Annotated in this window: 22 protein-coding genes and 2 tRNA genes; 11 read left to right on the top strand and 13 right to left on the bottom strand. The window is 63.9% G+C overall.

Annotated features, from left to right (window positions below):
* Window positions 1-5 precede the first annotated feature (5 nt).
* Both flgC and flgB read right to left on the bottom strand, forming a co-directional pair.
* The gene (flgC, locus tag POF53_RS23400) at window positions 6-449 is read right to left on the bottom strand and encodes a flagellar basal body rod protein FlgC (protein ID WP_198743001.1); all 444 of its coding nucleotides are present in this window, start codon (window positions 447-449) and stop codon (window positions 6-8) included.
* Window positions 450-451: 2 nt separating this feature from the next.
* Entirely contained in the window at window positions 452-859 is a 408-nt protein-coding gene (gene flgB, locus POF53_RS23395; protein ID WP_203651598.1) for a flagellar basal body rod protein FlgB, read from the bottom strand.
* Window positions 860-1,207: 348 nt separating this feature from the next.
* Here flgB and POF53_RS23390 point away from each other — a divergent pair, with 348 nt between their 5' ends.
* Entirely contained in the window at window positions 1,208-3,790 is a 2,583-nt protein-coding gene (locus POF53_RS23390; protein ID WP_498969644.1) for an autotransporter family protein, read from the top strand.
* A gap of 247 nt (window positions 3,791-4,037) precedes the next feature.
* Here POF53_RS23390 and cheR read toward each other — a convergent pair whose 3' ends face one another.
* Both cheR and POF53_RS23380 read right to left on the bottom strand, forming a co-directional pair.
* Window positions 4,038-4,865, bottom strand: a complete 828-nt coding sequence (gene cheR, locus POF53_RS23385) for a protein-glutamate O-methyltransferase CheR (RefSeq protein ID WP_050706713.1) — start codon at window positions 4,863-4,865, stop codon at window positions 4,038-4,040.
* 51 nt (window positions 4,866-4,916) lie between these two features.
* Window positions 4,917-5,846, bottom strand: coding sequence for a chemotaxis protein CheV (locus POF53_RS23380; protein WP_050706714.1), 930 nt, complete (start codon window positions 5,844-5,846; stop codon window positions 4,917-4,919).
* Between the two features lie 105 nt (window positions 5,847-5,951).
* Here POF53_RS23380 and flgA point away from each other — a divergent pair, with 105 nt between their 5' ends.
* From flgA to POF53_RS23360, 4 genes are all read left to right on the top strand, one after another.
* Window positions 5,952-6,659: a flagellar basal body P-ring formation chaperone FlgA gene (flgA, locus tag POF53_RS23375; protein ID WP_498969641.1), complete on the top strand. Its 708-nt coding sequence runs from the start codon at window positions 5,952-5,954 to the stop codon at window positions 6,657-6,659.
* A gap of 177 nt (window positions 6,660-6,836) precedes the next feature.
* Window positions 6,837-7,151 carry a flagellar biosynthesis anti-sigma factor FlgM gene (gene flgM / locus POF53_RS23370; RefSeq protein WP_203651596.1) on the top strand — a complete coding sequence of 105 codons (315 nt, stop codon included), beginning with the start codon at window positions 6,837-6,839 and terminating at the stop codon, window positions 7,149-7,151.
* A 47-nt stretch (window positions 7,152-7,198) separates the two neighbouring features.
* Window positions 7,199-7,666 (top strand): flagella synthesis protein FlgN, encoded by a 468-nt coding sequence (locus POF53_RS23365; RefSeq protein ID WP_186735519.1) that lies wholly within the window; start codon window positions 7,199-7,201, stop codon window positions 7,664-7,666.
* 81 nt (window positions 7,667-7,747) lie between these two features.
* On the top strand, window positions 7,748-8,491 hold the full coding sequence (locus tag POF53_RS23360; protein ID WP_232857533.1) for a flagellar brake protein: 744 nt from the start codon (window positions 7,748-7,750) through the stop codon (window positions 8,489-8,491).
* Window positions 8,492-8,697: 206 nt separating this feature from the next.
* Here the strand turns inward: POF53_RS23360 and POF53_RS23355 are convergent, their stop codons facing one another.
* From POF53_RS23355 to bkdR, 3 genes are all read right to left on the bottom strand, one after another.
* Complete coding sequence (locus POF53_RS23355; RefSeq protein WP_203651588.1) at window positions 8,698-10,020, bottom strand: MFS transporter; 1,323 nt, start codon at window positions 10,018-10,020, stop codon at window positions 8,698-8,700.
* A gap of 130 nt (window positions 10,021-10,150) precedes the next feature.
* The gene (locus POF53_RS23350; RefSeq protein ID WP_498969638.1) at window positions 10,151-11,494 is read right to left on the bottom strand and encodes a glutamine synthetase family protein; all 1,344 of its coding nucleotides are present in this window, start codon (window positions 11,492-11,494) and stop codon (window positions 10,151-10,153) included.
* A gap of 194 nt (window positions 11,495-11,688) precedes the next feature.
* A complete protein-coding gene (gene bkdR / locus POF53_RS23345; protein ID WP_203651586.1) occupies window positions 11,689-12,177 on the bottom strand; it encodes an Lrp/AsnC family transcriptional regulator in 489 nt (162 codons plus the stop codon).
* 198 nt (window positions 12,178-12,375) lie between these two features.
* Here bkdR and POF53_RS23340 point away from each other — a divergent pair, with 198 nt between their 5' ends.
* Genes POF53_RS23340 through lpdA form a run of 4 tightly spaced genes read left to right on the top strand, consistent with a single transcriptional unit; the run spans window position 12,376 to window position 17,319 of the window.
* Window positions 12,376-13,608, top strand: a complete 1,233-nt coding sequence (locus POF53_RS23340; RefSeq protein WP_498969636.1) for a 3-methyl-2-oxobutanoate dehydrogenase (2-methylpropanoyl-transferring) subunit alpha — start codon at window positions 12,376-12,378, stop codon at window positions 13,606-13,608.
* 40 nt (window positions 13,609-13,648) lie between these two features.
* Window positions 13,649-14,668 (top strand): alpha-ketoacid dehydrogenase subunit beta, encoded by a 1,020-nt coding sequence (locus POF53_RS23335; protein ID WP_498969655.1) that lies wholly within the window; start codon window positions 13,649-13,651, stop codon window positions 14,666-14,668.
* Window positions 14,669-15,937 carry a dihydrolipoamide acetyltransferase family protein gene (locus POF53_RS23330; RefSeq protein WP_498969634.1) on the top strand — a complete coding sequence of 423 codons (1,269 nt, stop codon included), beginning with the start codon at window positions 14,669-14,671 and terminating at the stop codon, window positions 15,935-15,937.
* Between the two features lie 2 nt (window positions 15,938-15,939).
* Entirely contained in the window at window positions 15,940-17,319 is a 1,380-nt protein-coding gene (gene lpdA / locus POF53_RS23325; protein WP_498969632.1) for a dihydrolipoyl dehydrogenase, read from the top strand.
* 65 nt (window positions 17,320-17,384) lie between these two features.
* Here lpdA and POF53_RS23320 read toward each other — a convergent pair whose 3' ends face one another.
* Window positions 17,385-18,383 (bottom strand): diguanylate cyclase domain-containing protein, encoded by a 999-nt coding sequence (locus tag POF53_RS23320; RefSeq protein ID WP_203651564.1) that lies wholly within the window; start codon window positions 18,381-18,383, stop codon window positions 17,385-17,387.
* A 380-nt stretch (window positions 18,384-18,763) separates the two neighbouring features.
* Complete coding sequence (locus POF53_RS23315) at window positions 18,764-20,155, bottom strand: aminotransferase-like domain-containing protein (RefSeq protein ID WP_203651555.1); 1,392 nt, start codon at window positions 20,153-20,155, stop codon at window positions 18,764-18,766.
* Window positions 20,156-20,515: 360 nt separating this feature from the next.
* On the opposite strand from POF53_RS23315, the gene POF53_RS23310 reads away from it, so the two are divergent.
* Entirely contained in the window at window positions 20,516-21,718 is a 1,203-nt protein-coding gene (locus POF53_RS23310) for a benzoate/H(+) symporter BenE family transporter (protein ID WP_498969629.1), read from the top strand.
* 23 nt (window positions 21,719-21,741) lie between these two features.
* On the opposite strand, the gene POF53_RS23305 is transcribed toward POF53_RS23310, so the two are convergent.
* Window positions 21,742-21,818: transfer RNA gene (locus tag POF53_RS23305), tRNA-Arg, on the bottom strand.
* Window positions 21,819-21,892: 74 nt separating this feature from the next.
* Window positions 21,893-22,516, bottom strand: a complete 624-nt coding sequence (gene phnN, locus POF53_RS23300; RefSeq protein ID WP_498969627.1) for a phosphonate metabolism protein/1,5-bisphosphokinase (PRPP-forming) PhnN — start codon at window positions 22,514-22,516, stop codon at window positions 21,893-21,895.
* Between the two features lie 346 nt (window positions 22,517-22,862).
* On the opposite strand from phnN, the gene POF53_RS23295 reads away from it, so the two are divergent.
* Window positions 22,863-23,189, top strand: coding sequence for an Arc family DNA-binding protein (locus POF53_RS23295; protein WP_003254499.1), 327 nt, complete (start codon window positions 22,863-22,865; stop codon window positions 23,187-23,189).
* 229 nt (window positions 23,190-23,418) lie between these two features.
* On the opposite strand, the gene mgtE is transcribed toward POF53_RS23295, so the two are convergent.
* Both mgtE and POF53_RS23285 read right to left on the bottom strand, forming a co-directional pair.
* Window positions 23,419-24,861, bottom strand: a complete 1,443-nt coding sequence (gene mgtE / locus POF53_RS23290; RefSeq protein ID WP_110738608.1) for a magnesium transporter — start codon at window positions 24,859-24,861, stop codon at window positions 23,419-23,421.
* Window positions 24,862-25,260: 399 nt separating this feature from the next.
* Window positions 25,261-25,337 (bottom strand) — tRNA-Arg (locus tag POF53_RS23285).
* Window positions 25,338-25,341: the final 4 nt, after the last annotated feature.

The raw sequence follows: 25,341 nt of genomic DNA, 5'->3' as shown, positions 1-25,341 counted from the left end.
CCTTATCACTGACCCAGGGTCAGTACTTTCTGCATCATGGTCTTGGCGGTGTTCATCAGCTCGGCGTTGGTCTGGAACGCACGGCTGGCGGAGATCATGTCGGCCATCTCCTCGACCACGTTGACATTCGGGTAGTAGACGTAGCCGTCCTTGTTCGCCGACGGATGATTGGGCTCGTAACGTGCCTCGAGGTTGCTCTGGTCCTCGATGATGCCCTTGACCTGGACGCCCTGCCCGGCCTCGCCCTGCTCCTCGAACAGCGACTGGCCCATGCCGTTCTGCGCGTTCTGGAAGGTGGTGGCGAACACCGGATGGCGGGCGCGGTAGGTCTGGTCGATGCTCGAGGACACCGTCTCGGCGTTGGCGATGTTCGAGGCAACGGTGTTCAGGCGCGTGTTCTGCGCGCTCATGCCGCTACCGGCGATGTTGAAGACACTGGCAAGGGACATGGTCACTCTCCACGCAGGGCCGATACCAGCCCTTTGAATTTACTGTTGAGCAGGGTGAAGCTGGCCTGGAAGCCAACGGCGTTTTCCGCGTAGTTCGACTGCTCGATCTGCGCATCCACGGTGTTCTGGTCGATCGACGGCTGCATCGGCGTACGGTACTGCAGGGTGTCGTCCATCATCGCCAGGCCTTCGGCCTCGATGTGGCGGTTGTTGGTGCGGTCCAGGGCTATGCGCCCCTTCTGCTGCTTGTCGGCCTCGGCGGCGAGTACCGACGAGAAGTCCATGTCACGCGCCTTGTAGTTGGGCGTGTCGGCGTTGGCGATGTTATTGGCCAGCACCTCGGCACGCTGGGCGCGGAAGCCCAATGCCTTTTCGTGGATGCCAAGCGCCTTGTCGAAGCTGATGCTCATATCGGGGAAACCTTCAAAGGTTGACCAGAGTTTCGTTGGCTTAGGCTTTAGCAAGGGCTGTGCCAACCAGCGCAACCCCAGTAAACCGGGGGCTACCCAGGTATTAGGGCGCTGGTGATGCCAGAAAAGCGGCAAAGTGCTTCCGCCACACCACCACCAAGCGGCAATTGGCAGGCGGCAAAAGCGGCAAAACAAAAAATTGACGTCAAACAACAATGCCAATCTGCCATCATCCACGGTAGCATTCGCCCCCCCCGCGCATTGTCGTGGCGAAAAGCCCCAGCCGTTACGGTCATACGCCCGCATGGATGCGCACTGCTTGCTCTACGATTTCAAAGGAACGAAACCGTGCCACCGCTTAACGCACGCAAGACCCTCCTGGCCCTTTTGATCGGCGCCAGCCCCCTGCCCTCGCTGGCCGAGACCATTCAACTGACCGATGCCGGCCACGCCGAGCAGAACCAGAGCCACCCCGCAGACCTCGAATTCACTGGCAGCTACACCGGCCTGCGACGTGACGCGATCAATCTCGCCAATACCCGCGTGATGGGCGACCTGGTCTTCAACAGTGCCATCAACGACAACGACCAGCGCACGGTCGACATGGTCAACCGCAGCGACGGCATCCGCCTGGCCAACAGCAGCATCGGCGGCTACCTGTACAATCGCGGCAACGTGAAAACCACCAGCCTCGATGGCGCGGCCTTGCGCCTGCAAGGCACCCTGGTAGACGGCGATCTCACCAACGAGGGAAGCCTCAGGGTCGGCACCGGCATCTCCTACTTCAATGGCGGGCCGACCTACGGCATCGACCTGTCCAGCCCGAGCGGCGCCACTGTCCTGCAGGGCGATGTGATCAACGCCGATGGCGCGAGCATCACCGTCGAAGGCAGGGACGCACGCGGCATCAACCTGGCGGGCGCCAGCCTGGAAGGCAAGGTCGTCAACCGCGGCAACATCGATGTATCCGGCCCTGGCGCCGTTGCCATCAGTGCCACTGCAGGCACCAGCAACCGGCCCACCATCCTGGCCGGCATCGAGAATACCGGTCGGATCTTCGCCAGTGACCAGGCCATCGCGCTCGACGGCGCCACCCTGGTCGACAGCATGGACCGCCACCTGGTCAACAGCGGCAGGATCACAGCCACCACAACCGCCATCCGTATCGGCAACACCGCCTTCGACGGCACAGGCTTGTCGGCCTGGTACAAGGCCAACGGCGCACTGAACATCTTCAACAGCGGGACGATCTGGGGCAACACCGCCATCGACGCCACCGCCAGCAACCGCCCGGTCGAGTTGATCCTGCGCCAGGGCAGCAAGGTCTACGGCGACCTTGTCGGCCTGGCCAACATCGAGGTCGAAGGCGACAGCACCTATGGCGTCGCCTACGGCCCCCCCGGCAGCAACAGCATCCGCCTGGCAAACGGTGGCTGGATCGATGTGGGCGACAGCAGCGAGCCACCCACTACCTTCACCCTGCACAGCCTTCACACCACCCTCGACGGCAACCTGAGGATTGCCGACAACTCGGCGCTGGGCCTGTGGCTGGCAAGCAGTACCGACCCGAACACGGCGGTGCTCAAGGTCAGCGGCATCGCCGAGTTCGCCCAGAACGCGCGGATCCTGCTGGAGCCGGAGGACACCGACTTCGAGGCCAGCGGCAGCCGCTACCTGCTGCTCGAGGCCGGCCAGGTGCAGGTCCTCGACGCCAACGGCCTGCAGGTCAACGCCAAGCCCCAGGTCGCCAGCACCTCGGCCATGCTCAACGTGCTGAGCAGCACGCTCGATGACAACAAGGTCTACGTCACCGTCAGCACCAAGCCGACCGAGGACCTTGAGCAGATCGTCGCGCAACAGGGTGGCGACAGCAATGCACAGCGTGCCCTGGGCAACCTGGCCGAAGCCGGCCTGCTGGCACGCCTGGGCAACCAGGACCCACTGTTCCTCGCCGCCGCCAGCGCCGACGAAGCGCAACTGACCAGGCTCGCCGAGCAACTGGCGCCGGACGTCAGCGACGGCGCGCGCCAGGCCGCCCTGGCCAGCCAGCGCCTGATCGGCAACGCCATCGACAACCGCTCCAGCAGCCTGCACGCCCCTCGCGCCGACGAGGCACGCCGCGCCTCCGGCGTGTGGATGCAGTCGCTGTACAGCGACGCCAGCCAGCAACAACGCGACGGCATTGCCGGCTACAACGCCTACAGCCGCGGCGTGGCGGTCGGTGCCGATGGCCAGCTGGACGACCAGCTCACCCTCGGCGCGGCCTACAGCTTCATCGACACCGACATCAACGGCAAACGCGGCAACAAGACCCAGGTACAGAGCCACGCCTTCTCGCTGTATGGCAGCTACACCCTGGACAACTACTTCGTCGATGCCAGCCTAACCTACGGCTTCAACGACAACCAAGGCAAGCGCGAGATCGCCGGCACCCGGGCCAAGTCGGACTATGACAGCAACCTGTTGGGCCTGAACCTGGTGGGCGGCTATAGCTGGCAGCCGGATCCGCGACTGCTGGTCGAGCCGCGCCTGGCGGCGCGCTACAGCCGCGTCGACATCGACAGCTTCAACGAGAAAGGCTCGTCGGCCGCACTCAAGGTCGAGGCGCAGCGCTACGAGGCCATCGAGCTGGGCGCCGGCGTGCGCGTGGCCAGCCAACTGCCGCTTGGCGCCGGCATCCTGGAGCCGCAGCTGAAAGTCATGGCCTACCACGACTTTGCCGCGGATCCTGTGCAGAACACCGCGACCTTCGTGCTGGGCACCACGCCGTTCGTCAGCCATGGCGCCAGCGTGGCGCGCAACAGCTACGAGGCCGGGCTGGGGGCTGACTACAAGCTGGGAGCGGTGAGCGTCGGCGTCAGCTATGACTACATGGGCAAGTCGGGCTTCGATGCCGACGTGTTCTCGGCCAGGTTGCGCTACGCGTTCTGACACGCCATCGCAGACTATTCCACCTTGAAAACCAACCCTTTCAAGGTGTTCGACGCCAGAGCTATAGCGCCTATCAGACCGAGCGCCGCGCGGGCGGCGCTCGGTTTTATAGGCGCTGCAAAGGTTGCGGCGAACACTTGGTGGCCCTCACTCGGTCAATAATCTTCGCACCCAAAGACCTTGAAAGGGATGACCTTGAAAACAAAAAGGCCGGTATCGCAGGATACCGGCCTTTTTTCGCCCAGCCTTACTTGGCCTGGTAGATGATCCCCGGGCTGCACTGGACCATCTGATAATGGTCAGGCAGCCCGTTGAGCGCCTCGGACGCCCCCAGGAACAGATAGCCACCGGGCTTGAGGGTGCCGTGAATGCGCATGAGGATGTCCTTCTTGACCTGGGCCGAGAAGTAGATCAGCACGTTGCGGCAGAACACGATGTCGAACTTGCCCAGCGGCGCATAGCTGTCGAGCAGGTTGTACGAACGGAACTCGACGCGGCTGCGGATCGGCGACTTGATCGCCCAGCGCCCCGGCCCCTTTGGGTCGAAGTAGCGCTGCAGGCGCTCCTGCGACAAGCCGCGGGCGATGGCTAGGCTATCGTACTCGCCGGTCTTGCAGTTGTTGAGCATGGCGCCCGACAGGTCGGTGGCGACGATCTGCGCACCCATCTTCAGCTGGCCGAGGTTGGTGCGCTCGAACTCGTCGATCGACATCGAGATCGAGTACGGCTCCTGACCGGACGAACAGGCCGCCGACCAGATGCGCAGGCGCTGGCCCGGGTTGTTCTTGATGAACTCCGGGATCACCTTGCTCTTGAGCACCTCGAACGGGTAGGTGTCGCGAAACCACAGCGTCTCGTTGGTGGTCATGGCATCGACCACCTGCTCGCGCAGACCACTGCGTGGCTGGGTCTGGATGCGCTGTACCAGCTCGCCCAGCGACTTGATCCCCTGTTGCTCCATCAGCTTGTTGAGACGGCTGGAGACCAGGTACTGCTTATTCTCGCCCAGCAGGATGCCACAGGCTTTCTCCAGGAAGACCCGGAACTGTTCGAAATCCAAATTACCCGTAGACAATGCTGCCGCCTCTTCTTAAATCGCTAGCGCCGGGGACGGGCCCCGGCCGTTTCAATGACTTGCCTTGATCCGGTCGACCACGCGCTGGGCGAGGTCATCCGGCCTGAACTTGGCCAGGAAGTCATCGGCACCGACTTTCTTGACCATCGCCTGGTTGAATACCCCGGACAGCGAAGTATGCAGGCAGATGTGCAGTTTTTGCATGCGCGGATCGCTGCGGATCTCCGCCGTGAGGGTATAGCCGTCCATTTCCGGCATTTCAATATCCGAAATCATCATGAGGAACTCCTCCTCCGGACGCTTGCCCTCGTCCACCAGCTTGCGCAGGTAATCCAGGGCCTGGCGACCATCGTTGAGCGCCACCACCTCGACCCCCACCGTCTGCAGGCAACGGCTCACCTGCTTGCGCGCCACCGACGAGTCATCGACCGTCAGCACCCGCAGCATCACCGCCTTGTCCTGCACCTCGGCATCGATCACGCCATCGGACACCGACTCGGACGAAGGCGCCACCTCGGCCAGCACCTTCTCCACATCGATGATCTCGACCATGCGGTTGTCGACCCGGGTCACGGCTGTCAGGTAGTGATCGCGTCCGGTACCCTTGGGTGGCGGATGGATCTCTTCCCAGTTCATGTTGACGATGCGCTCGACCGAATGCACCAGGAAGCCCTGGGTCTTGGTGTTGTATTCGGTGATGATCACGAAACTGTTGCGCGTTTCTTCCTTCAGCTGCGGAAGGCCGGTGGCCATCGACAGGTCCAGGATCGGGATGGTCGCCCCCCGAATGTTAGCCACGCCGCGCACCACCGGATGGGACCTGGGCAGCAGCGTCAGGTCCGGGCACTGCAGCACCTCCCGTACCTTGAACACATTGATGCCGTAGAGCTGATCGCCATTGAGGCGAAACAACAGCAGCTCCAGGCGATTCTGCCCCACCAGTTGCGTGCGCTGGTTGACCGAATCCATCACTCCAGCCATGCCAGACTCCTTCAACGATTGCCTATGTACCGAATCGGCACGGGCTTTGCTTTTTTGAACGCCATGTATACGAAAACGACAAATTTCCGACGACTGACGCGCCTGTTGACCGGCTCACTGGCCGCCCTGTGCCTGCTGGCACCCGGCATTCGTACGCTGGCGGACTCTTTTACCTTGCCTGAACAGCTTATCGGTGTCACTCAGGGGTTTCTTGAATTCACCGTGGAGGACTACCTGGCGACCACCCAGACCCCGGGCCGCTACGAGATCCAGGTCAACAACCTCGACCCACGCCTGCGCATGCCGCTGTGCAGCCAGCAGCTGGACGCCTCGCTGGAAGGTTCGACGCCCCTGGGGCGGGTTACGGTACGGGTCCGCTGCGACGGCACGGCGCCCTGGACGGTATTCGTCCCAGCCCAGGTGCGCCTGATGCGCGACGTGGTGGTCATGACTCGCCCCCTGAAACGTGAAAGCGTGGTGGGTGAAGGCGATGTGGCCTTGCGCGAACGCGATGTGGGCACCCTCGGCGTCGGCTACCTGACCCAGCTTGACCAGGCCGTGGGCTTGAAGCTGTTGCGCCCCACTGTGCTCGACCAGGTGCTGACGCAACAGCACCTGGAGCAGGCCGATGTGGTGCGCAAGGGCGATCACGTGGTGATCATCGCCCGCAGCGGCAGCCTGAGCGTGCGCATGCCCGGCGAGGCCTTGGACAAGGGCGGCCTGCAGACGCAGATCCGGGTGCGCAACCTGAACTCCAAACGCGTGGTCAAGGCCCGCGTCACGGGCCCGGGGCAGGTCGAGGTGGCCATGTAGGACTGCACTGCGTCGGGATAGTGACGCAACGCTGGCGATGTGGAACCGCGCCCCCTAAACTGTGTCACAGATCGGGTTGCGCACGTGTGCCGAGAGGCGGTGATGCATTCACGCCTAAAGTTTTGCTCGGGTAGGCCGAAAGCAAGGCATGCGTCCTAATTCCCAGGGGTTCTGAACATGGTCATCGACTTCAGTCGTCTCAACAACTCTCCGTCCGTCACGGGCGGCGTTCGCGGCAATGCCGCGCCGGGCAACGCCGATAAAGCCGGCGAGGCCAGCGCAGCGCCCAAGCACGCCAGTGTCAGCGGAGAAGCGGTACACCTGAGCCCAGAGGCCCAGCAATTGCAGAAGATCAGCGACAAGCTGCGCGATCAGCCGACCGTCAACAGCGCCCGCGTGGCCGAGTTGAAACAGGCCATCGCGGACGGCAGCTACAAGGTCGATGCCGACCGGGTCGCCAGCAAACTGCTTGATTTCGAAGCCCAGCGCTGACCTCCAGGGGCGCTGACTTCAAGGACGCAAAACGCCAAGAGTTAGCCATGCACGACATCACCCTGCTGCAACTGATCGAAGACGACATCGCGCCGACCCAGGAACTGCTCGACCTTCTGCAAAAGGAGGCAGTTTCCCTGCATGGCCGGGAAATCATGGCGCTGGAGCATATCCTTGCCCGCAAGCAGTCGCTGGTCGTGCTGCTCGAGCAGCAGGGACAACGGCGCAACCAGTTGCTCATCGATCTCGGCCTCAGCGCCGACCGCGCAGGCGTGCAGGCGGTGGCCGACCAGTCGCCCAACGGCGAACTCATCATGCAGCAGCTCAATGAGCTCACCCAACTGATGGATGCCTGCCAGAAGGTCAACGAGAACAACGGCCGGATCATCCAGATGCAGCAGTACGCCACGGCCAACCAGATCAGAATCCTCATGGGCGGCGACTCGCCGTCGCTCTATGACAGCCGCGGCGCCACCTCGCCAATGGACAAGCCCAGGGCCATCGGCCAAGTCTGATTGACCCTGATCAAGGCACGGAACATACTGGCATAATGCCGTTACTTGCGTGTGCCGTATTCGCCTGGAGATTGATTACCTGTGTTCAATGAATCCGATGCTCCCCAGCCACCAAAGGTGCTGAGCACCCCTTTGGAGATCACGGCCAACTTGCGCCAACTGCTGGAGAGCCACGACCCGCTGATCATCAGCTTCCATGAGCGCAGCCAGCGGTTTCAAAGCTACGTGGTGCATGTCGACCGGGACAGCGGCGTCCTGGCGCTGGATGAAATGATCCCCCGCGACGGTGAGAAGTACATCGAGAACGGCGAACCGTTCCGTGTCGAAGGCTTCCATGACGGCGTGCGCATCGCCTGGGAATCCAACACGGCGCTGACCATCGGCGAGATCGACGGCCACCGCTGCTACCGTGGCCCGCTGCCCGAGGAAGTGACTTACCACCAGCGCCGCAACGCCTTCCGCGCCGCGCTGAAACTGTCGCAACTGGTCGACATCGTCCTCGACGGCGCCCACCTCAAGGGCAACGGCGCCCTGCGCGGCAAGCTGCTGGACATTTCCGCCACCGGCTGCAAGCTGCGCTTCGACGGCAACGTCGAGGACCGCCTGCAACTGGGCCAGGTCTACGAGCGCTTCAAGGCCAGCAACCCACTGGGGCTGACCGACACCCTGGTCGAACTGCGCCACCTGCACTTCGAGGAGCGCATCAACACCACCTTCGCCGGGGTGCGCTTCCATAACCTCAACGGTCAGGCGCAGCGCAAGATCGAGAGTTTCGTCTATCAGCTGCAGCGCGAGGCGCGGCGGTTCGACAAAGACGACTATTGAGCGTCAGCAGGGCACGAAAACGCCACCCCACGGGTTAATGCCAGGCAGTTAGCGCTTGATCGCACTTATTGGGGCTGCTTTGCAGCCCTTCGCGGGTAAACCCGCTCCCACAGGTACAGCGCTCGATTCAGCATCTGCGCGATCCTGTGGGAGCGGGTTTACCCGCGAAGGGTCGCGCAGCGACCCCAATTGGCTTAACTGACTGGCTAGGATTTGCTCATCTCGCTTTCCCGCTCCGCGCCGGCCTCCTCTTCGGTATCCTCCGCCGCCACCGGCGCCTGCATCACCTCCTGCACGGTCTGCTCGTCCACCCGAGGGTCAAGGGCCGCCGACAAGGGCGACCCCGCCGCCGGCATGGCCACGTGCCCCAGAGGCGCATCCTGGACCTGGTGCAGCCCGGTGACCGCCTTGGGCCGAATGCGCCAGACCAGCACCAGGGCGAAGAACACGAAGAAGGCGTACAGCATCTGCGCACCCAGCAGTTTCATCAGCACCCCCGCCGCCAGCGGCCCGATGCAGGCGCCCACGCCATAGGTGACCAGCAGCATGGCGGTCAACGAGACCCGCCGCTCGCTTTCCACATGGTCGTTGGAGAACGCCACCGCCAGCGGATACAAGCAGAACTGCAACAGCGATATGACGAAACCGATGCCGAACAATAGCGCCAACGGCACGCCCGGCAGAATCGCCAGCGGCGCCGAGGCCAGCGCCAGGCCGATCGCCACGCTGCGGATCAGCACGGCGCGATCATAACGGTCGGACAACCAGCCCAGCGGCCACTGCACCAGCAGGCCGGCAAAAATACAGCTGCCCATGAACAGGCCGATCTGCTCGGTGGACAGCCCCTGGCTGGACGCATACAGCGGCGCCAGGCCATAGAACGAACCGACAATCAGACCCGAGCCGAGCACCGTGGACAACGACTGCGGCACGCGCTTGATGAAGAACTTCGGCTCCATCGGCGCCGGCCGCAACGGCGCGGGGTGGATGCGCCGGGTCATGGCCACCGGCACCAGGCACAGGGCAAAGCACATCGCCACCAGCATCAGCAACTCAGGCCCCAGCTGCGGATGTACCACCAGGATCAACTGGCCAAGCACCAGCCCAAGATACGAGGCGATCATGTAGCCGCTGAACACCGCGCCGCGATGCTTGGCATCAGCCTGCTCGTTGAGCCAGCTCTCGATGACCATGTACTGGCACATCATCCCCAGGCCGACGATCATCCGCAGCCCGATCCACACCGGCAGCCAGCTGGTCAGCCCGTGCCCGAGCACCGCCGCGCCGACGATGCCGGCACAGGTGGCGTAGGCGCGGATATGCCCGACCCGGCCGATCAACCGGTGGCCGACCTTGCCGCCCACCGCCAGGCCGAAGTAGTTGGCCGCCATCAACGCACCGATCCACAGGCTGTCGACATGGTCGGCGGCCAGGCGCAGGGCCAGGTAGGTACTGAGCAGGCCCGAACCGATCAGCATCATCAGGGCGGCGAAGTACAACGACTGAAACGGCTTCCAGATATTTCGCATACGTCCCGTCAAGCTCCTTGATCTGGTGGCGCGGGGTTGCTGCCAAGCATAAAAGCAAATCCATCGCGGCGCAGGCCCCGGACGGCGAAATCGGCCGCCGGGGGCGCATCCAGTAGCGGTCGTGTCGCGCTCAGGCTTGCGCGGCGAGCACGCGGCGCTCCCAGGGCGTGATCTCATCGAAGAAATCGCTCAGCTCCAGGGTCTTGGTGGCGATGTAGCCTTCGATGAACTCCCTGCCGAACAGTTCCCGCGCCAAGTTGCTGCGCTTGAGGCGCTCCAGCGCGGCGTGCAGGGTGCAGGGCAGGCTCAGGTGCTCGGGCACCTCGAACTCGCCCTGGATCGCCGGCGTCGGCGCGATCTGCCGCTCGATGCCATGCAGGCCGGCGGCGAGGCTGGCGGCGATGGCCAGGTAGGGGTTGGCGTCGGCGCCCGGCAGGCGGTTCTCCACCCGCCGCGCCGCAGGCGAACTGGCCGGGATGCGCAGGCCAGCGGCGCGGTTGTCCTCGGACCAGCAGGCATTGTTCGGCGACGCATAGGGGTGGCACAGGCGCTGGTAGGAGTTGACGTTCGGCGCGAACAGCACGGTGAAGTCGGCCAGACAGGCCTGCAGGCCACCGATGAAATGGTGGAAGGTGTCGGTCGCCCTGCCCTGCTCGTCGCTGAACACGTTACGCCCGCTGGCGCTGTCGACCAGGCTCTGGTGGATATGCATCGAACTGCCGGGGGTGTGCGCCAGGGGCTTGGCCATGCACACCACGGTCAGGCCATGCTTGAGCGCGACTTCCTTGAGCAGGTGTTTGAACAGGAAGGTCTGGTCGGCCAAGAGCAAGGGATCGCCGTGCAGCAGGTTGATCTCGAACTGACTGACGCCCATCTCGTGCATGAAGGTGTCACGCGGCAGCCCCAACGCCGCCATGCAGCGGTACACATCGTTGAAGAACGGACGCAGGCCGTTGTTGGAGCTGACACTGAAGGCCGAGTGGCCCATTTCCCGACGACCGTCCTTGCCCAGTGGCGGCTGGAACGGCTGGGTCGGGTCGCTGTTGGCGGCAAACACGAAGAACTCCAGTTCCGTCGCCACTACCGGCGCCAGCCCGCGCTCGGCGTAGCGGGCGATCACCGCCTTGAGCTGGCCACGGCTGGACAGGCCCGAGGGCGTGCCATCGAGCTCCACCGCATCGCAGATGGCCAGCGCGCGAGGCTCGTCGCTCCAGGGCAGGCGGTGAATCTGCGAAGGCTCGGCCACCAGTGCCAGGTCGCCGTCGTCGCTGCCATAGTACTTGGCCGCCGGGTAGCCGCCCATGATGCACTGCAGCAGCACGCCGCGAGCCATCTGCAGGCGGCGGCCTTCGAGGAAGCCCTCGGCGGTCATCACCTTGCCGCGGGGCACGCCGTTGAGGTCGGGGGTGACGCACTCGATTTCATCGATGCCCTTGAGGAACGCTGCCTGGTTGCGCGGGCCTTCGGTCGTCATGACGCTGTCCTTCTTGTTGTGTTCGCATGCCGGGAATGGCGACGCACACAACATAGGCCGGGGGTGTTTAAAATATCAAGCACCCCAGGGATCGTGGCGCCCTCTTCGCGGGTAAACCCGCTCCCACAGGAACCTGGCCAGCCTTCAGGGCAAAGGTGAACCTGCGGGTTTACCCGCGAAAGGGCCAGCCCAGGTTACTGCTCGCGCAGCGTCATGCCATTGGCCGGCAGCGGCAACGCGGTCTTGTAACGCACCTGTTTCAAGGCAAAGCTGGAACGAATGTTCGCCACCCCGGGCAAGCGCGTGAGGTAATCGAGGAAGCGCTCCAGCGCCTGAATGCTCGGCAGCAGCACCCGCAGCAGGTAATCCGGATCCCCGGTCATCAGGTAGCACTCCATCACCTCCGGCCGTTCGGCGATCTCCTCCTCGAAGCGGTGCAGCGACTGCTCCACCTGCTTTTCCAGGCTGACGTGGATGAACACATTCACATCCAGCCCCAGCACCTCGGGCGACAGCAGCGTGACCTGCTGGCGGATCACCCCAAGCTCCTCCATGGCCTTGACCCGGTTGAAGCACGGCGTGGGCGACAGGTTGACCGAGCGCGCCAGCTCTGCATTGGTGATCCGGGCGTTTTCCTGCAGGCTGTTGAGGATGCCGATATCCGTTCGATCCAGTTTACGCATGAGAGAAATTGACCTGGTTTTTGTGTTTGTACGGAATGTTTATCTGCGCCGCCGGACAAAGGCAATGAACTTGAGAGAAAAATTCTCCTGCCGTCCCCCTATGATGTAAAAAGACGCTGACCTGCCAGTCACGAGCCGGCAGTCAGCGGCGGCCGCTTCAAAGCTCACAAAAACAACATTCGAGCGAGCGTAAAAAGCATGAACGAGTACGCCCCCCTGCGTCTGCATGTGCCCGAGCCTACAGGCCGGCCAGGCTGCCAGACCGATTTCTCCTACCTGCGCCTGAACGACGCCGGTCAAGTCCGTAAACCCCCTATCGATGTGGAGCCTGCCGACACGGCGGACCTCTCCTACAGCCTCGTGCGCGTGCTCAACGAGCACGGCGACGCCGTCGGCCCCTGGGCCGAGGGCATCGAGCCGCAGGTACTGCGCCAGGGCATGTACGCCATGCTCAAGACGCGCATCTTCGACAGCCGCATGGTGGTTGCCCAGCGCCAGAAGAAGATGTCCTTCTACATGCAGAGCCTGGGCGAGGAAGCCATCGGCAGCGGCCAGGCCCTGGCCCTGAACCGCAGCGACATGTGCTTCCCCACCTACCGCCAGCAGAGCATCCTGATGGCCCGCGAGGTGTCGCTGGTGGACATGATCTGCCAGCTGCTGTCCAACACCCGTGACCCGCTCAAAGGCCGCCAGCTGCCGATCATGTACTCGGTGCGCGAAGCCGGCTTCTTCACCATCAGCGGCAACCTGGCCACCCAGTTCGTCCAGGCGGTCGGCTGGGCCATGGCCTCGGCGATCAAGGGCGACACCAAGATCGCCTCGGCGTGGATCGGTGACGGCGCCACCGCCGAGTCCGACTTCCACACTGCCCTGACCTTCGCCCACGTCTACCGCGCCCCGGTGATCCTCAACGTGGTCAACAACCAGTGGGCGATCTCGACCTTCCAGGCCATCGCCGGTGGCGAGTCGACCACCTTCGCCGGCCGTGGCGTGGGTTGCGGCATCGCCTCGCTGCGGGTCGACGGCAACGACTTCATCGCCGTCTACGCCGCCTCGCGCTGGGCCGCCGAACGCGCCCGCCGCGGCCTGGGCCCGACGCTGATCGAGTGGGTCACCTACCGTGCCGGCCCGCACTCGACCTCGGACGACCCGTCCAAGTACCGCCCGGCCGACGACTGGAGCCACTTCCCGCTGGGCGACCCGATTGCCCGCCTCAAGCAGCACCTGATCAAGCTCGGCCACTGGTCCGAGGAAGAGCACCAGGCGGTCACCGCCGAGCTCGAGGCCGAGGTAATCAAGGCGCAGAAGGACGCCGAGCAGTTCGGCACCCTGAGCAATGGCCATATCCCCAGCGCCGCCTCGATGTTCGAGGATGTGTACAAGGAAATGCCCGACCACCTGCGCCGTCAGCGCCAGGAACTGGGGGTCTGAGATGAACGATCACAACAACAGCATCCATCTGGAAAACGCCATGTCCACCACCACCATGACCATGATCCAGGCCCTGCGCTCGGCCATGGATGTCATGCTCGAGCGCGATGACAACGTGGTGGTCTACGGCCAGGACGTTGGCTACTTCGGCGGCGTGTTCCGCTGCACCGAAGGTCTGCAGACCAAGTACGGCAAGTCCCGCGTGTTCGATGCGCCGATCTCCGAGAGCGGCATCGTCGGCACCGCCGTGGGCATGGGCGCCTATGGCCTGCGTCCGGTGGTCGAGATCCAGTTCGCCGACTACTTCTATCCCGCCTCCGACCAGATCGTCTCGGAGATGGCCCGCCTGCGTTATCGCTCGGCCGGCGAGTTCATCTCGCCGCTGACCCTGCGCATGCCCTGCGGTGGTGGCATCTATGGCGGCCAGACCCACAGTCAGAGCCCCGAGGCGATGTTCACCCAGGTCTGCGGCCTGCGCACCGTGATGCCGTCGAACCCGTACGACGCCAAGGGGCTGCTGATCGCCTCGATCGAATGCGACGACCCGGTGATCTTCCTCGAGCCCAAGCGCCTGTACAACGGCCCGTTCGACGGCCACCACGACCGCCCGGTAACGCCGTGGTCCAAGCACCCGCACAGCGCAGTGCCTGATGGCTACTACAGCGTGCCGCTGGACAAGGCGGTGATCACCCGCCCAGGCAATGACGTCACCGTGCTGACCTACGGCACCACCGTGTATGTCTCGCAAGTGGCCGCCGAGGAGAGCGGCGTCGACGCCGAGGTCATCGACCTGCGCAGCCTTTGGCCGCTGGACCTGGAGACCATCGTCGCCTCGGTGAAGAAGACCGGTCGCTGCGTGGTCGTGCACGAGGCCACCCGTACCTGCGGCTTCGGCGCCGAGCTGGTGTCGCTGGTCCAGGAGCACTGCTTCCATCACCTCGAGGCGCCGATCGAGCGCGTCACCGGCTGGGACACGCCCTACCCCCACGCACAGGAATGGGCCTACTTCCCCGGCCCTTCGCGGGTAGGCGCGGCACTGAAACGGGTCATGGAGGTCTGAATGGGCACGCACGTCATCAAGATGCCGGATATCGGTGAAGGCATCGCGCAAGTCGAGTTGGTGGAATGGTTCGTCAAGGTCGGCGACATGATCGCCGAGGACCAGGTGGTGGCCGATGTCATGACCGACAAGGCCACCGTGGAAATTCCCTCGCCGGTCAGCGGCAAGGTATTGGCCCTGGGCGGCCAGCCGGGTGAAGTGATGGCGGTCGGCAGCGAGCTGATCCGCATCGAGGTCGAAGGCAGCGGCAACCATGTCGACGCGCCACAGGCCAAGCCGGTTGAGCCGGAAGCCGCGCCGGTCAAGGCCGTGGCCCAGCCCGAGCCACGCATCGAGGCACAACCCCTGGCCGCCGCGACCCATGCCGCCGCGCCTATCGTGCCGCGCGAAGCCCACGACAAGCCACTGGCGTCCCCGGCCGTGCGCAAGCGCGCCCTGGACGCCGGGATCGAGCTGCGTTACGTGCATGGCAGCGGCCCGGCCGGGCGCATCCTGCATGAAGACCTCGACGCCTTCATCAGCAAGCCGCAGACCGGCGCCGGTCAGGCACCAGGGGGCTACGGCAAGCGCACCGACAGCGAGCAGGTACCGGTGATCGGCCTGCGCCGCAAGATCGCCCAGCGCATGCAGGACGCCAAGCGTCGCGTCGCCCACTTCAGCTACGTCGAGGAAATCGACGTCACCAACCTGGAAGCCTTGCGCCAGCAGCTCAACGCCAAGTACGGCGACAGCCGCGGCAAGCTGACCCTGCTGCCGTTCCTGGTGCGCGCCATGGTCGTCGCCCTGCGCGACTTCCCGCAGATCAACGCCACCTACGACGACGAGGCCCAGGTCATTACCCGCCACGGCGCGGTGCACGTCGGCATCGCCACCCAGGGCGACAACGGCCTGATGGTGCCGGTACTGCGCCACGCCGAGGCCGGCAACCTGTGGAGCAACGCCGGCGAGATCGCCCGCGTGGCCCACGCCGCGCGCAACAACAAGGCCAGCCGCGAAGAGCTGACCGGCTCGACCATCACCCTGACCAGCCTCGGCGCCCTGGGCGGCATTGTCAGCACCCCGGTGGTCAACACCCCGGAAGTGGCGATCGTCGGCGTCAACCGCATGGTCGAACGGCCAGTGGTGATCGACGGCCAGATCGTCGTGCGCAAGATGATGAACCTGTCCAGTTCGTTCGACCACCGCGTGGTCGACGGCATGGATGCCGCCCTGTTCATCCAGGCCGTGCGCGGCCTGCTGGAACAGCCTGCCTGCCTGTTCGTGGAGTGATCATGCAAGAGCTCATCAACACCACCCTGCTGATCATCGGCGGCGGCCCCGGCGGTTATGTGGCTGCCATCCGCGCCGGGCAACTGGGCATCCCCACCGTGCTGGTCGAAGGCCAGGCCCTGGGCGGCACCTGCCTGAACATCGGCTGCATTCCCTCGAAGGCGCTGATCCATGTGGCTGAGCAGTTCCACCAGACCAGCCGCTACACCGAACCTTCGCCGCTGGGTATCAGCGTATCCTCGCCGCGCCTGGACATCAGCCGCAGCGTCGGGTGGAAGGACGGCATCGTCGACCGCCTCACCAGCGGCGTCGCCGCCCTGCTGAAAAAGCACGGCGTGAAGGTGATCCATGGCTGGGCGAAGATCCTCGACGGCAAGAGCGTCGAGGTCGATGGCCAGCGCATCCAGTGCGAGCACCTGCTGCTGGCAACCGGCTCGAACAGCGTCGAACTGCCGATGCTGCCTATCGGCGGGCCGATCATCTCGTCCACCGAGGCCCTGGCGCCCAGGGCGCTGCCTCAGCACCTGGTGGTGGTCGGCGGCGGCTACATCGGCCTGGAACTGGGCATCGCCTACCGCAAGCTTGGCGCCAAGGTCAGCGTGGTGGAAGCCCGCGAACGCATCCTGCCGACCTACGACGCCGAACTCACCGCGCCGGTGGCCGACTCGATCAAGAAACTCGGCATCGCCCTGTACCTGGGCCACAGTGTCGAAGGCTATGCCGACGGCTGCCTGCTGGCCAGCGATGGCCAAGGTGGCCAGCTGCGCCTTGAGGCTGACCAGGTGCTGGTGGCCGTGGGCCGTCGCCCTCGTACCAAAGGCTTCGGCCTGGAAAGCCTGGATCTGAAGATGAACGGCGCGGCCATCGCCATCGACGAGCGCTGCCAGACCAGCATGCGCAACGTCTGGGCCATCGGCGACGTGGCCGGCGAGCCGATGCTGGCGCACCGGGCCATGGCCCAGGGCGAGATGGTCGCCGAGATCATCGCCGGCAAGAGCCGACGCTTCGAGCCGAGCGCAATCGCCGCGGTGTGCTTCACCGACCCGGAAGTGGTGGTGGTCGGCCAGACCCCGGAACAAGCCAGCCAGCAGGGCGTGGACTGCATCGTCGCGCAGTTCCCCTTCGCCGCCAACGGCCGGGCAATGAGCCTGGAATCAAAGACCGGCTTCGTGCGCGTGGTGGCCCGCCGTGACAACCACCTGATCCTCGGCTGGCAGGCCGTGGGCGTGGCGGTGTCGGAACTGTCCACCGCCTTCGCCCAGTCGCTGGAGATGGGCGCACGCCTGGAAGACATCGCCGGCACCATCCACGCCCACCCGACCCTGGGCGAGGCGGTGCAGGAAGCGGCATTGCGCGCCTTGGGCCACGCCCTGCACATCTGACCTGACACTGAAGCGGCAATCGCCGTATTTGGCCCGCTACGCCCCTGGCGCAGCGGGTCTTTTTTTCACTCGGCGACGACGTTCTTGCCGGCTGCCTTGGCCCGGTACAGCGCCTTGTCGGCACGGCCCAGCAACCCCTGACGGTCCTCCCCTTCGCGCCACTGCACCACGCCATAGCTCATGGTCAGCTGGCACTGGCCTATCGGCGGCACTTTGGCCAAGGCCTCCTGGATTCGCTGCGCCGCTTCACGTGCCTGCTCCTGCGAAGTTCGCGGCAAGACCACCACGAATTCATCGCCGCCCCAACGTGCCAACAAGTCCTGCTCGCCCAGACACCGACGAATCCGTTCGGTAACCTCGACCAGTGCGGCATCGCCACGGGCGTGGCCGTGCAGGTCGTTGATCGGTTTGAAGTCGTCCAGGTCCATGGCGATCAACGCCAGCGGTTCACGGAAGCGCCGGGCACGCTCGCACGCCTCCTCGAGGGTCTTTTCCAGGCGATAGCGATTGGCGGTACGGGTCAGGGCGTCGCGCTCGGCCAACTCGCGATTCTCGTCGAGCTGGCGCTGCAACTGCTGGTTGACCCAAGACAGTTCGCGGGTGCGCTCGGCCACCAGGCTTTCCAGGGACAGGTTGCGCTGCTCGAGTTCGGCGACCAGGCGCTTGCCCGCGTCGATGTTGCGGTGGGCGCCGAGCATGCGCGCCACCGAACCGTCGGTGTTGCGGGCGATGACATGGCCGCTGTCCTCGATCCACAGATAGCTGCCATCCTGGCAGCGGCAACGGTACTCGATGAGATAACGCTCGTTGCGCTGGTTGATGTAAGCCTCGAAATGCGCCATCACCCGCGGGTAATCCTCGGGGTGAATCACGCTTTCCCAGGTCAGCACGGAATTGTCCAGCGAATGGCTGGCGTAGCCCAACATCGCGTACCAGCCCGGGTTGCGGTAGACATAGCCGCTGTTGGCATCCCAGTCCCAGATACCGTCGCTGATCAGATCGAACAAGGTGTGCAATTGCTGCTCGGTGAAGCCAGCCGGTAGCGGCTTTGTTGCCTGACTCATGGACGCGCTCCCTGTTGTCCAGCAACTGCGCCCCGTATCCGGTGCTGCCGACACATGCTTGTATTTGCCGCAAGCGGCAATCCTGTTCCTATGCCGAGCAAGCATATTCCGAGCAACAGGCTGCCGGAATAGCCCTGACGGCCTATTTCGCCCCGGTACCACTACTGGTACTGCTTTTGCCCCTTTCGTCGTGTCTTCAGATCCATCCCGGGAGCCATCATGCTTATCACCGCGATCGCTCGACAGATCGCCCAACGCATGCAGGAGGAGACCGAGATGAAACAATCAGAAGCCGCAGCGCGCCCAGGGCGCCATGACCTCGGCGGATGACAGGGACACCGAGCGTAAGTACACCGCCAAGCTGTAGCGCTGAGCATCCGTCAGTAAAAGCGCTGCGGATCCCCTGACTCAAGCAGGCTGGCCAACTGGGTCAGGGCGAAGCGCAACTCCTCCCGACTGGTCGGCGCCATCAGCACGACCCGCACGCCACGTGGATCGCCCGTGCGCTCCACCTGGAACTGGCTGGCGCTCATGACCACCACGCCATTGGCCCGCGCCAGCAGGGCGAACTCGTCGCTGCGCCACGGCTCGGGCAGGTTGAGCCAGAGGTGATAGCAGTGCGACTGGCTCTGCAGCGACGCACTGCCGAAGACTTCACGGGCGATGGCCTGACGTGCCGCCGCCTCGGCGCGGTGCATGCGGATCAACTGGCTGTCCAACCCTTCACCGATCACATGGCTGGCCAATTGCGCGGTCAACGGCGAAGGCATCCACACCGTGCTGCGCACCATGGCGGTCAGGCGCGACAGCAGCTTCGGCGGGCTGTACAGGTAGCCGATGCGCAGCGCCGGCATGACCGACTTGGACAAGCTGGTGAGGTAGATCGAACGCTCCGGGGCGAAGGTCGCCAGCGGCCGGGTCTGCGGGTCGGTGGCGAGGAAGCCGTAGATGTCATCGTCCAGCAGCAGGAAGTCGAATTCCTCCGCCAGCGCCGCGATCTGGGCGCGCCGCTCATTGGACATGATTGCCGTGGTCGGATTCTGGCAGGTCGCCACGCACACCAGCATGGCGGGCCGCTCGCGCTGGCAGATCTCGCGCAAGGCCTCGGGGATGATGCCCTGCTCGTCCATCGGCACGCCACGCAGGCGGCGGCCCAGGCCATGGGCCACGGAAATGATGCCCGGATAGCACAGCGACTCGCACAGTATCAGGTCGCCCGCCCCGGTCAGGGCACTGATCGCCACCATCAGCCCATGCTGGGCACCGCTGGTGATGACCACCTGCTGCCACTGCGCACCCGGTAGCCACTGACGCAACCATTGCGCGCCCGCCTCACGATGCGCCGGATGACCACCGTCGGGGGCGTAGTCCAGCACCTGCTCCAGCCGTGAGGTATTGGCCAGCTCGGTCAAGGCGTTGCGCAACCAGTACTGCAGGGTTTCGCCGTAGGGCTTGATGATCGACAGGTCGAGCACTTCGCTGCGGACCGCGGGGGCAGCACGGGCGGCAACGGGGGCCTCGTCCGTCTCGGCGATCCGGTCAAGGACGTAGGTGCCACGCCCCACCTCGCCCTGGGTCAGGCCACGGCGCGACGCCTCGGTATAGGCGCGGCTGATGGTGCCGGGCGTGACATCCAGCGCCTGCGCCAATTCGCGCAGCGTCGGCAAGCGCTCGCCACGCCGCAGCGCGCCGCTGGCAATGTCATGCGCCAGCGCATCGGCGATGGACAGGTAGACAGGCTGATTGCTTTCGCTGATCCGTGGAACCCACATGAGACGGCTACCGGGCTGAAAATGATTGAAATTTGAACACACAGGCCGACTTGAGTCGATCCTCCGAGCGATTCAAGTTGTGCCTTCCTGCCATGAAATCACGGATGAAATTGTCCCTCTGTGGGAGCGGGCTTGCCCGCGAACACCGGCGGAGCCGGTGCCATCCACCGCGCCGAATGCTTCGCGGGTAAACCCGCTCCCACAGGTACTCACTGAATCAACAAGTTACAGCTTGCACCAGGAGGAGTGAACGTGCCCGCGATGGGCTGGAGAGCAGCCCCACTTGAATTCAGGTCTCGTTACCGTATAGATTCAATTTGAATCGACTCAATCGAATCAATTAACTCACCTGGACTCGCCATGGACAACCTCAGAAAGGATTTTTCCCTCTCCGCCCTGGTCGCCGGCCTGATCGCCGTGATCATCTCCTACGCAGGCCCCTTGATCATTGTGTTCCAGGCCGCCGACCAGGCAGGTCTGGACAACGCAGCGACCGCTTCGTGGATCTGGGCCATCTCCATCGGCAGCGGCCTGACCGGCCTGCTGCTGAGCTGGAAACTGCGGGTGCCGGTGATCACCGCCTGGTCCACGCCCGGCGCGGCGCTGCTGGTGTCGATGCTGCCGAGCGTGTCACTGGCCCAGGCGGTGGGCGCCTACATCGTCGCCTCGCTGCTGATTGCCGTGATCGCCCTGAGCGGCGCCTTCGACAATCTGATGAATCGCCTGCCCAAGGCCATTGCCGCGGCGATGCTGGCCGGTATCCTGTTCCGCTTCGGCGCCGAACTGTTCAGCTCGATCCGCCTGCAGCCCCTGCTGGTACTGTCGATGCTGGCGAGCTACCTGCTGTTCAAGCGCCTGTCGCCGCGCTACGCGATTCTTTCGGTGCTGATCGTCGGTTGCGGCCTCGCCGCCGGCCTGGGCCAACTGGACACCCAGGCGCTGGTGCTGGAAATGACCATCCCGACCTGGACCAGCCCGCAGTGGAGCTGGCAGGCCATCGTCAATATCGGGTTGCCCCTGGCCCTGGTATCGCTCACCGGCCAGTCGGTGCCCGGCATCGCCGTACTGCGCACCTCCGGCTACCAGGTGCCGGCACGCCCGATCGTCTCGGTCACCGCCCTGGGTTCGCTGCTGCTGGCGCCGTTCGGCTGCCACGGCGTCAACCTGGCGGCGATCACCGCTGCCATCTGCACCGGCCGCGAGGCCCACGAGAACCCGGATAAACGCTATATCGCCGGCATGGCCTGTGGTGCCTTCTACCTGCTGATGGGCAGTTTTGGCGCCACCCTGGCCTCGGTGTTCGCCGCCCTGCCGAGGGAACTGATCGCCGCCCTCGCCGGCCTGGCACTGTTCGGTGCCATTGCCAACGGCCTGGCGGGCGCCATGAGTGACGAGAAACAGCGGGAGCCGGCGCTGATCACCTTCCTGGTCACCGCATCGGGCATGAGCCTGCTCGGTCTTGGCGCCGCGTTCTGGGGGCTGATCTTCGGGCTGGCGGCACACTTCGCCCTGAGCTACAGCCGCACGGCCCAACAGCCGCAGGCAAGCGTTCAGGTACGGTGAAGAAGACAAGGGGAATGGGGAAATGGCGTCCCAGGGCAGGTTCGAACTGCCAACCTTCCCCTTAGGAGGGGGATGCTCTATCCAATTGAGCTACTGAGACACTGAAGCCGACAACAGACGCTGTGCGGCGGGGACGGCGAGCATGTTAACCAGCGTGCGGGCATTTGTCATGTATCAATCGGGCGTTTTGCACGTCGGCTTTTTCCCCTGCGCGTCAGCGATCACGCCTTCGCTGCGCCACAGCGCGAGCAACGCCTCGACCGCACCGGCCAGCGAAGCGGAGTTGTCCACGACATGCACGCCGGGATCATACGCCTGCACCCTGAAGTTGCGGGCCAGGCGCTGTTCGATCTCTTCGTTGCTCTCTCGCCCCCTGGCCAGCAGACGCTGGCGCAGCGCCTGCTGTGAAACGGTCAGCCCCACGGCCACCAGGTCGGGATAGCGCTGCCGGGCATCGGCCAGGTAGGCACGCGAACCATTGACCAGTACCGACCGACCCGCAGCGAGCCATGCGTCCAGCTGTACAGGAATGCCATAGCTCAAGCCGTTAGCCTGCCAGTCCAGGGCAAAGGCCCCCGCCTCGCGCATCGCCTCGAAGCGCTCGACGCTCACTCCGAGCGCAGCTTCGCCCTTGGCCTCGGCTGAGCGCGTGATGACCCGCCGGGCGACTTCGACACCTAGGGTGAACAATCGCTCACGCGCCGCATCGATCAGGGAATCTTTTCCCGAACCCGACGGTCCCATGAGGAATATCAGGCGCCCTCTTGAGGTCGCCCCACCGCTTGCGTCATATTGCATAGCCACTATGCTCAATGTATGGGAAACCAGCGTATTCCAGGATTTTCCCTAGGCCTTTACCGTCTTTTACCAGATTTTGACGGCATTTGTCTGACACCGGTGTAATTCGATGAATGTGAAACTTTTCAAACCAGTGCTCATTTCTGATAATTGGTACTGGCAAAAAGCCTTTATCGAGATCACTATTTGTCACAGAATTGACGCCAAGGAAACGGCGACCCTGAGGCAAGATGAAGAACCAAAATCACATCACGGTTGAACATTTTGTCGTCGCCGCGGTCGTACTTCCACCGTGCGGCCAATTTGCGAACCGCTCCCCCTGAACCAGAACAACCGGTCAATTTATATGCGCCCAATGAAACAGGCTATCTATTCGAGCCGCACCGCTGACAAGTTTGTCGTCCGCCTGCCAGACGGGATGCGTGAGCGCATTGCCGAGGTAGCGCGCAACCACCACCGCAGCATGAACTCCGAGATCATCGCCCGCCTGGAGCAGAGCCTTATCCAGGAAGGCGCCCTGGGTGATGAACTGAGCATGCGCCTGGACAGCCCAGAGCTCAGCCTCCACGAACGTGAACTGCTGCAGCGCTTCCGCCAACTGTCCCACCGCCAGCAGAATGCCCTGGTCGCCCTCATCGCTCACGATGTGGAAATGGCCGCCGACGCGTCCTGATCCAGGCAGCGACACCGCACACAAAAAAGCCAGCGCAAGCTGGCTTTTTTGCATCTGATTGCCGAGTCACGCACACCCCTACTGTAGGAGCGGCCTTGTGCCGCGAAAGGGCCGCAAAGCGGCCCCGGCGATCTTTGCATCAACGCTGAAATCCTGGGGTCGCTATGCGACCCTTTCGCGGCGCAAGGCCGCTCCTACAGGGGGGGTGCGCATGACCTGAACCCAACGTTTACAGCAGGAACAGCGTAGCCAGCCCCAGGAAGATAAAGAAACCACCACTGTCGGTGACCGCCGTAATCATCACACTCGACCCCATCGCCGGATCACGCCCCAGGCGCGTCAACGTCATCGGGATCAGCACGCCCATCAAGGCGGCCAGCAACAGGTTCAGGGTCATTGCCGCCGTCATCACCAGGCCCAGCGACCAGCTGCCATAGAGCCAGAACGCCACGACACCGATCACGCCACCCCAGATCAGGCCATTGAGCAGCGACACCGCAAGCTCCTTGCGCATCAGGCGGCTGGTATTGCCCGGCGACACCTGGTCGAGGGCCATGGCGCGCACGATCATGGTGATGGTCTGGTTACCCGAGTTGCCGCCAATACCCGCCACGATCGGCATCAGCGCCGCCAGCGCCACCAGCTTTTCGATGGAGCCTTCGAACAGGCCGATCACCCGCGAGGCGACGAAGGCGGTGATCAGGTTGATGGCCAACCACGCCCAACGGTTGCGCAGCGAGCGCCAGACCGAGGCGAAGATGTCTTCCTCCTCGCGCAGACCGGCCATGTTGAGCACTTCGCTCTCGCTCTCTTCACGAATCAAGTCGACCATTTCATCGATGGTCAGACGGCCGATCAGGCGCTCGTTCTTGTCCACCACCGGGGCGGAAACCAGGTCGTAGCGCTCGAAGGCCTGGGCGGCGTCGTAGGCATCTTCCTCGGGGTGGAAGGTCACCGGGTCATTGGCCATGACCTCCGCGACTTTCTTGTCCGGGTCGTTGACCAGCAACCGCTTGATCGGCAGCACGCCCTTGAGAATGCCATCGTAATCGACGACGAACAGCTTGTCGGTATGCCCTGGCAGCTCCTTGAGCCGGCGCAGGTAGCGCAATACCACCTCGAGGCTGACGTCTTCGCGGATGGTGACCATCTCGAAGTCCATCAGCGCACCGACCTGCTCTTCGTCATAGCTCAGGGCCGAGCGCACACGCTCGCGCTGCTGGGCATCGAGGGTTTCCATGAGCTCGTGGACGACGTCGCGGGGCAGCTCCGGCGCCAGGTCGGCAAGTTCGTCGGCGTCCATTTCCTTGGCGGCGGCCAGCAACTCGTGATCGTCCATGTCGGCGATCAGGGTCTGGCGCACGGCGTCGGAGACTTCGAGCAGGATGTCGCCGTCGCGATCCGAGCGCACCAGCTGCCAGACCGTCAGGCGGTCGTCCAGCGGCAAGGCTTCGAGGATATAGGCGATGTCGGCGGGGTGCAGGTCGTCGAGCTTGCGCTGCAGTTCGACGAGGTTCTGGCGGTGGACGAGGTTTTCCACCAGGTCATGGTGGTGACCTTCCTGACGGTGCGTCAGGTCCTCGACCACCCGCTGGCGCTGCAGCAGCTCGATCACCTGGGCCAGGCGATCCTGCAGGCTGTCTTGGGCTTTCTTTACTTCGATTTCGGTCATAGGCGAACTCCACTCCCAGCAGCGGAGCACGCCGGGAGAATCAATCGGTCAGATCTGGCTGTATGAAGCGTGTTGGCGAGTAACTACTGGGTAAGTCCATGGTGGGATTCCACAAGCCCCGGCGGGGCTGACGGGCGCAATCATACACTGTGCAAGCTGTCGGATCGCTTAAATTTTTGGCCAGAACAATCGTTTGCGCGCTAAAGCTGTGACAACGCTCAAAGCCATGAGTGCGACGGTCGCTCTGGCGTGAAAAGCACATTCGTCTTGCGCTGGTTCGATTTGCGGCGCCTGGCCCCTTTCGGGAACATCTACAGAACAGCGTAGATGGACATCCGTGACAATTCAGCGCGCCAGAAAAACAAAAAGCCCGCTCTAACGAGCGGGCTTCTTGATGTGTGGCGGACTCAGCAGGATTCGAACCTGCGACCGCTCGGTTCGTAGCCGAGTACTCTATCCAGCTGAGCTATGAGTCCGTGG

The sequence above is a fragment of the Mitsuaria sp. RG genome (assembly GCF_028369275.1).
In the GTDB taxonomy this organism is placed as follows: Bacteria; Pseudomonadota; Gammaproteobacteria; order Pseudomonadales; family Pseudomonadaceae; genus Aquipseudomonas; species Aquipseudomonas peradeniyensis.
Note: the sequence above shows the minus strand (reverse complement) of the source record. Positions and strands in the feature narration are given on the sequence as shown.

Bases quoted from the DNA above. Each gene is read 5' to 3' on its own strand.
- POF53_RS23310 (WP_498969629.1), top strand. From the start codon at position 20,516: ATGGACAACCTCAGAAAGGATTTTTCCCTCTCCGCCCTGGTCGCCGGC.
- POF53_RS23355 (WP_203651588.1), bottom strand. From the start codon at position 10,020: ATGCGAAATATCTGGAAGCCGTTTCAGTCGTTGTACTTCGCCGCCCTG.
- POF53_RS23340 (WP_498969636.1), top strand. From the start codon at position 12,376: ATGAACGAGTACGCCCCCCTGCGTCTGCATGTGCCCGAGCCTACAGGC.
- phnN (WP_498969627.1), bottom strand. From the start codon at position 22,516: ATGCAATATGACGCAAGCGGTGGGGCGACCTCAAGAGGGCGCCTGATA.
- POF53_RS23380 (WP_050706714.1), bottom strand. From the start codon at position 5,846: ATGGCTGGAGTGATGGATTCGGTCAACCAGCGCACGCAACTGGTGGGG.
- POF53_RS23330 (WP_498969634.1), top strand. From the start codon at position 14,669: ATGGGCACGCACGTCATCAAGATGCCGGATATCGGTGAAGGCATCGCG.
- POF53_RS23295 (WP_003254499.1), top strand. From the start codon at position 22,863: ATGCGCCCAATGAAACAGGCTATCTATTCGAGCCGCACCGCTGACAAG.
- lpdA (WP_498969632.1), top strand. From the start codon at position 15,940: ATGCAAGAGCTCATCAACACCACCCTGCTGATCATCGGCGGCGGCCCC.
- flgB (WP_203651598.1), bottom strand. From the start codon at position 859: ATGAGCATCAGCTTCGACAAGGCGCTTGGCATCCACGAAAAGGCATTG.
- POF53_RS23350 (WP_498969638.1), bottom strand. From the start codon at position 11,494: ATGACGACCGAAGGCCCGCGCAACCAGGCAGCGTTCCTCAAGGGCATC.
- POF53_RS23320 (WP_203651564.1), bottom strand. From the start codon at position 18,383: ATGAGTCAGGCAACAAAGCCGCTACCGGCTGGCTTCACCGAGCAGCAA.
- POF53_RS23365 (WP_186735519.1), top strand. From the start codon at position 7,199: ATGCACGACATCACCCTGCTGCAACTGATCGAAGACGACATCGCGCCG.
- mgtE (WP_110738608.1), bottom strand. From the start codon at position 24,861: ATGACCGAAATCGAAGTAAAGAAAGCCCAAGACAGCCTGCAGGATCGC.
- flgC (WP_198743001.1), bottom strand. From the start codon at position 449: ATGTCCCTTGCCAGTGTCTTCAACATCGCCGGTAGCGGCATGAGCGCG.
- POF53_RS23335 (WP_498969655.1), top strand. From the start codon at position 13,649: ATGTCCACCACCACCATGACCATGATCCAGGCCCTGCGCTCGGCCATG.
- flgM (WP_203651596.1), top strand. From the start codon at position 6,837: ATGGTCATCGACTTCAGTCGTCTCAACAACTCTCCGTCCGTCACGGGC.
- POF53_RS23315 (WP_203651555.1), bottom strand. From the start codon at position 20,155: ATGTGGGTTCCACGGATCAGCGAAAGCAATCAGCCTGTCTACCTGTCC.
- bkdR (WP_203651586.1), bottom strand. From the start codon at position 12,177: ATGCGTAAACTGGATCGAACGGATATCGGCATCCTCAACAGCCTGCAG.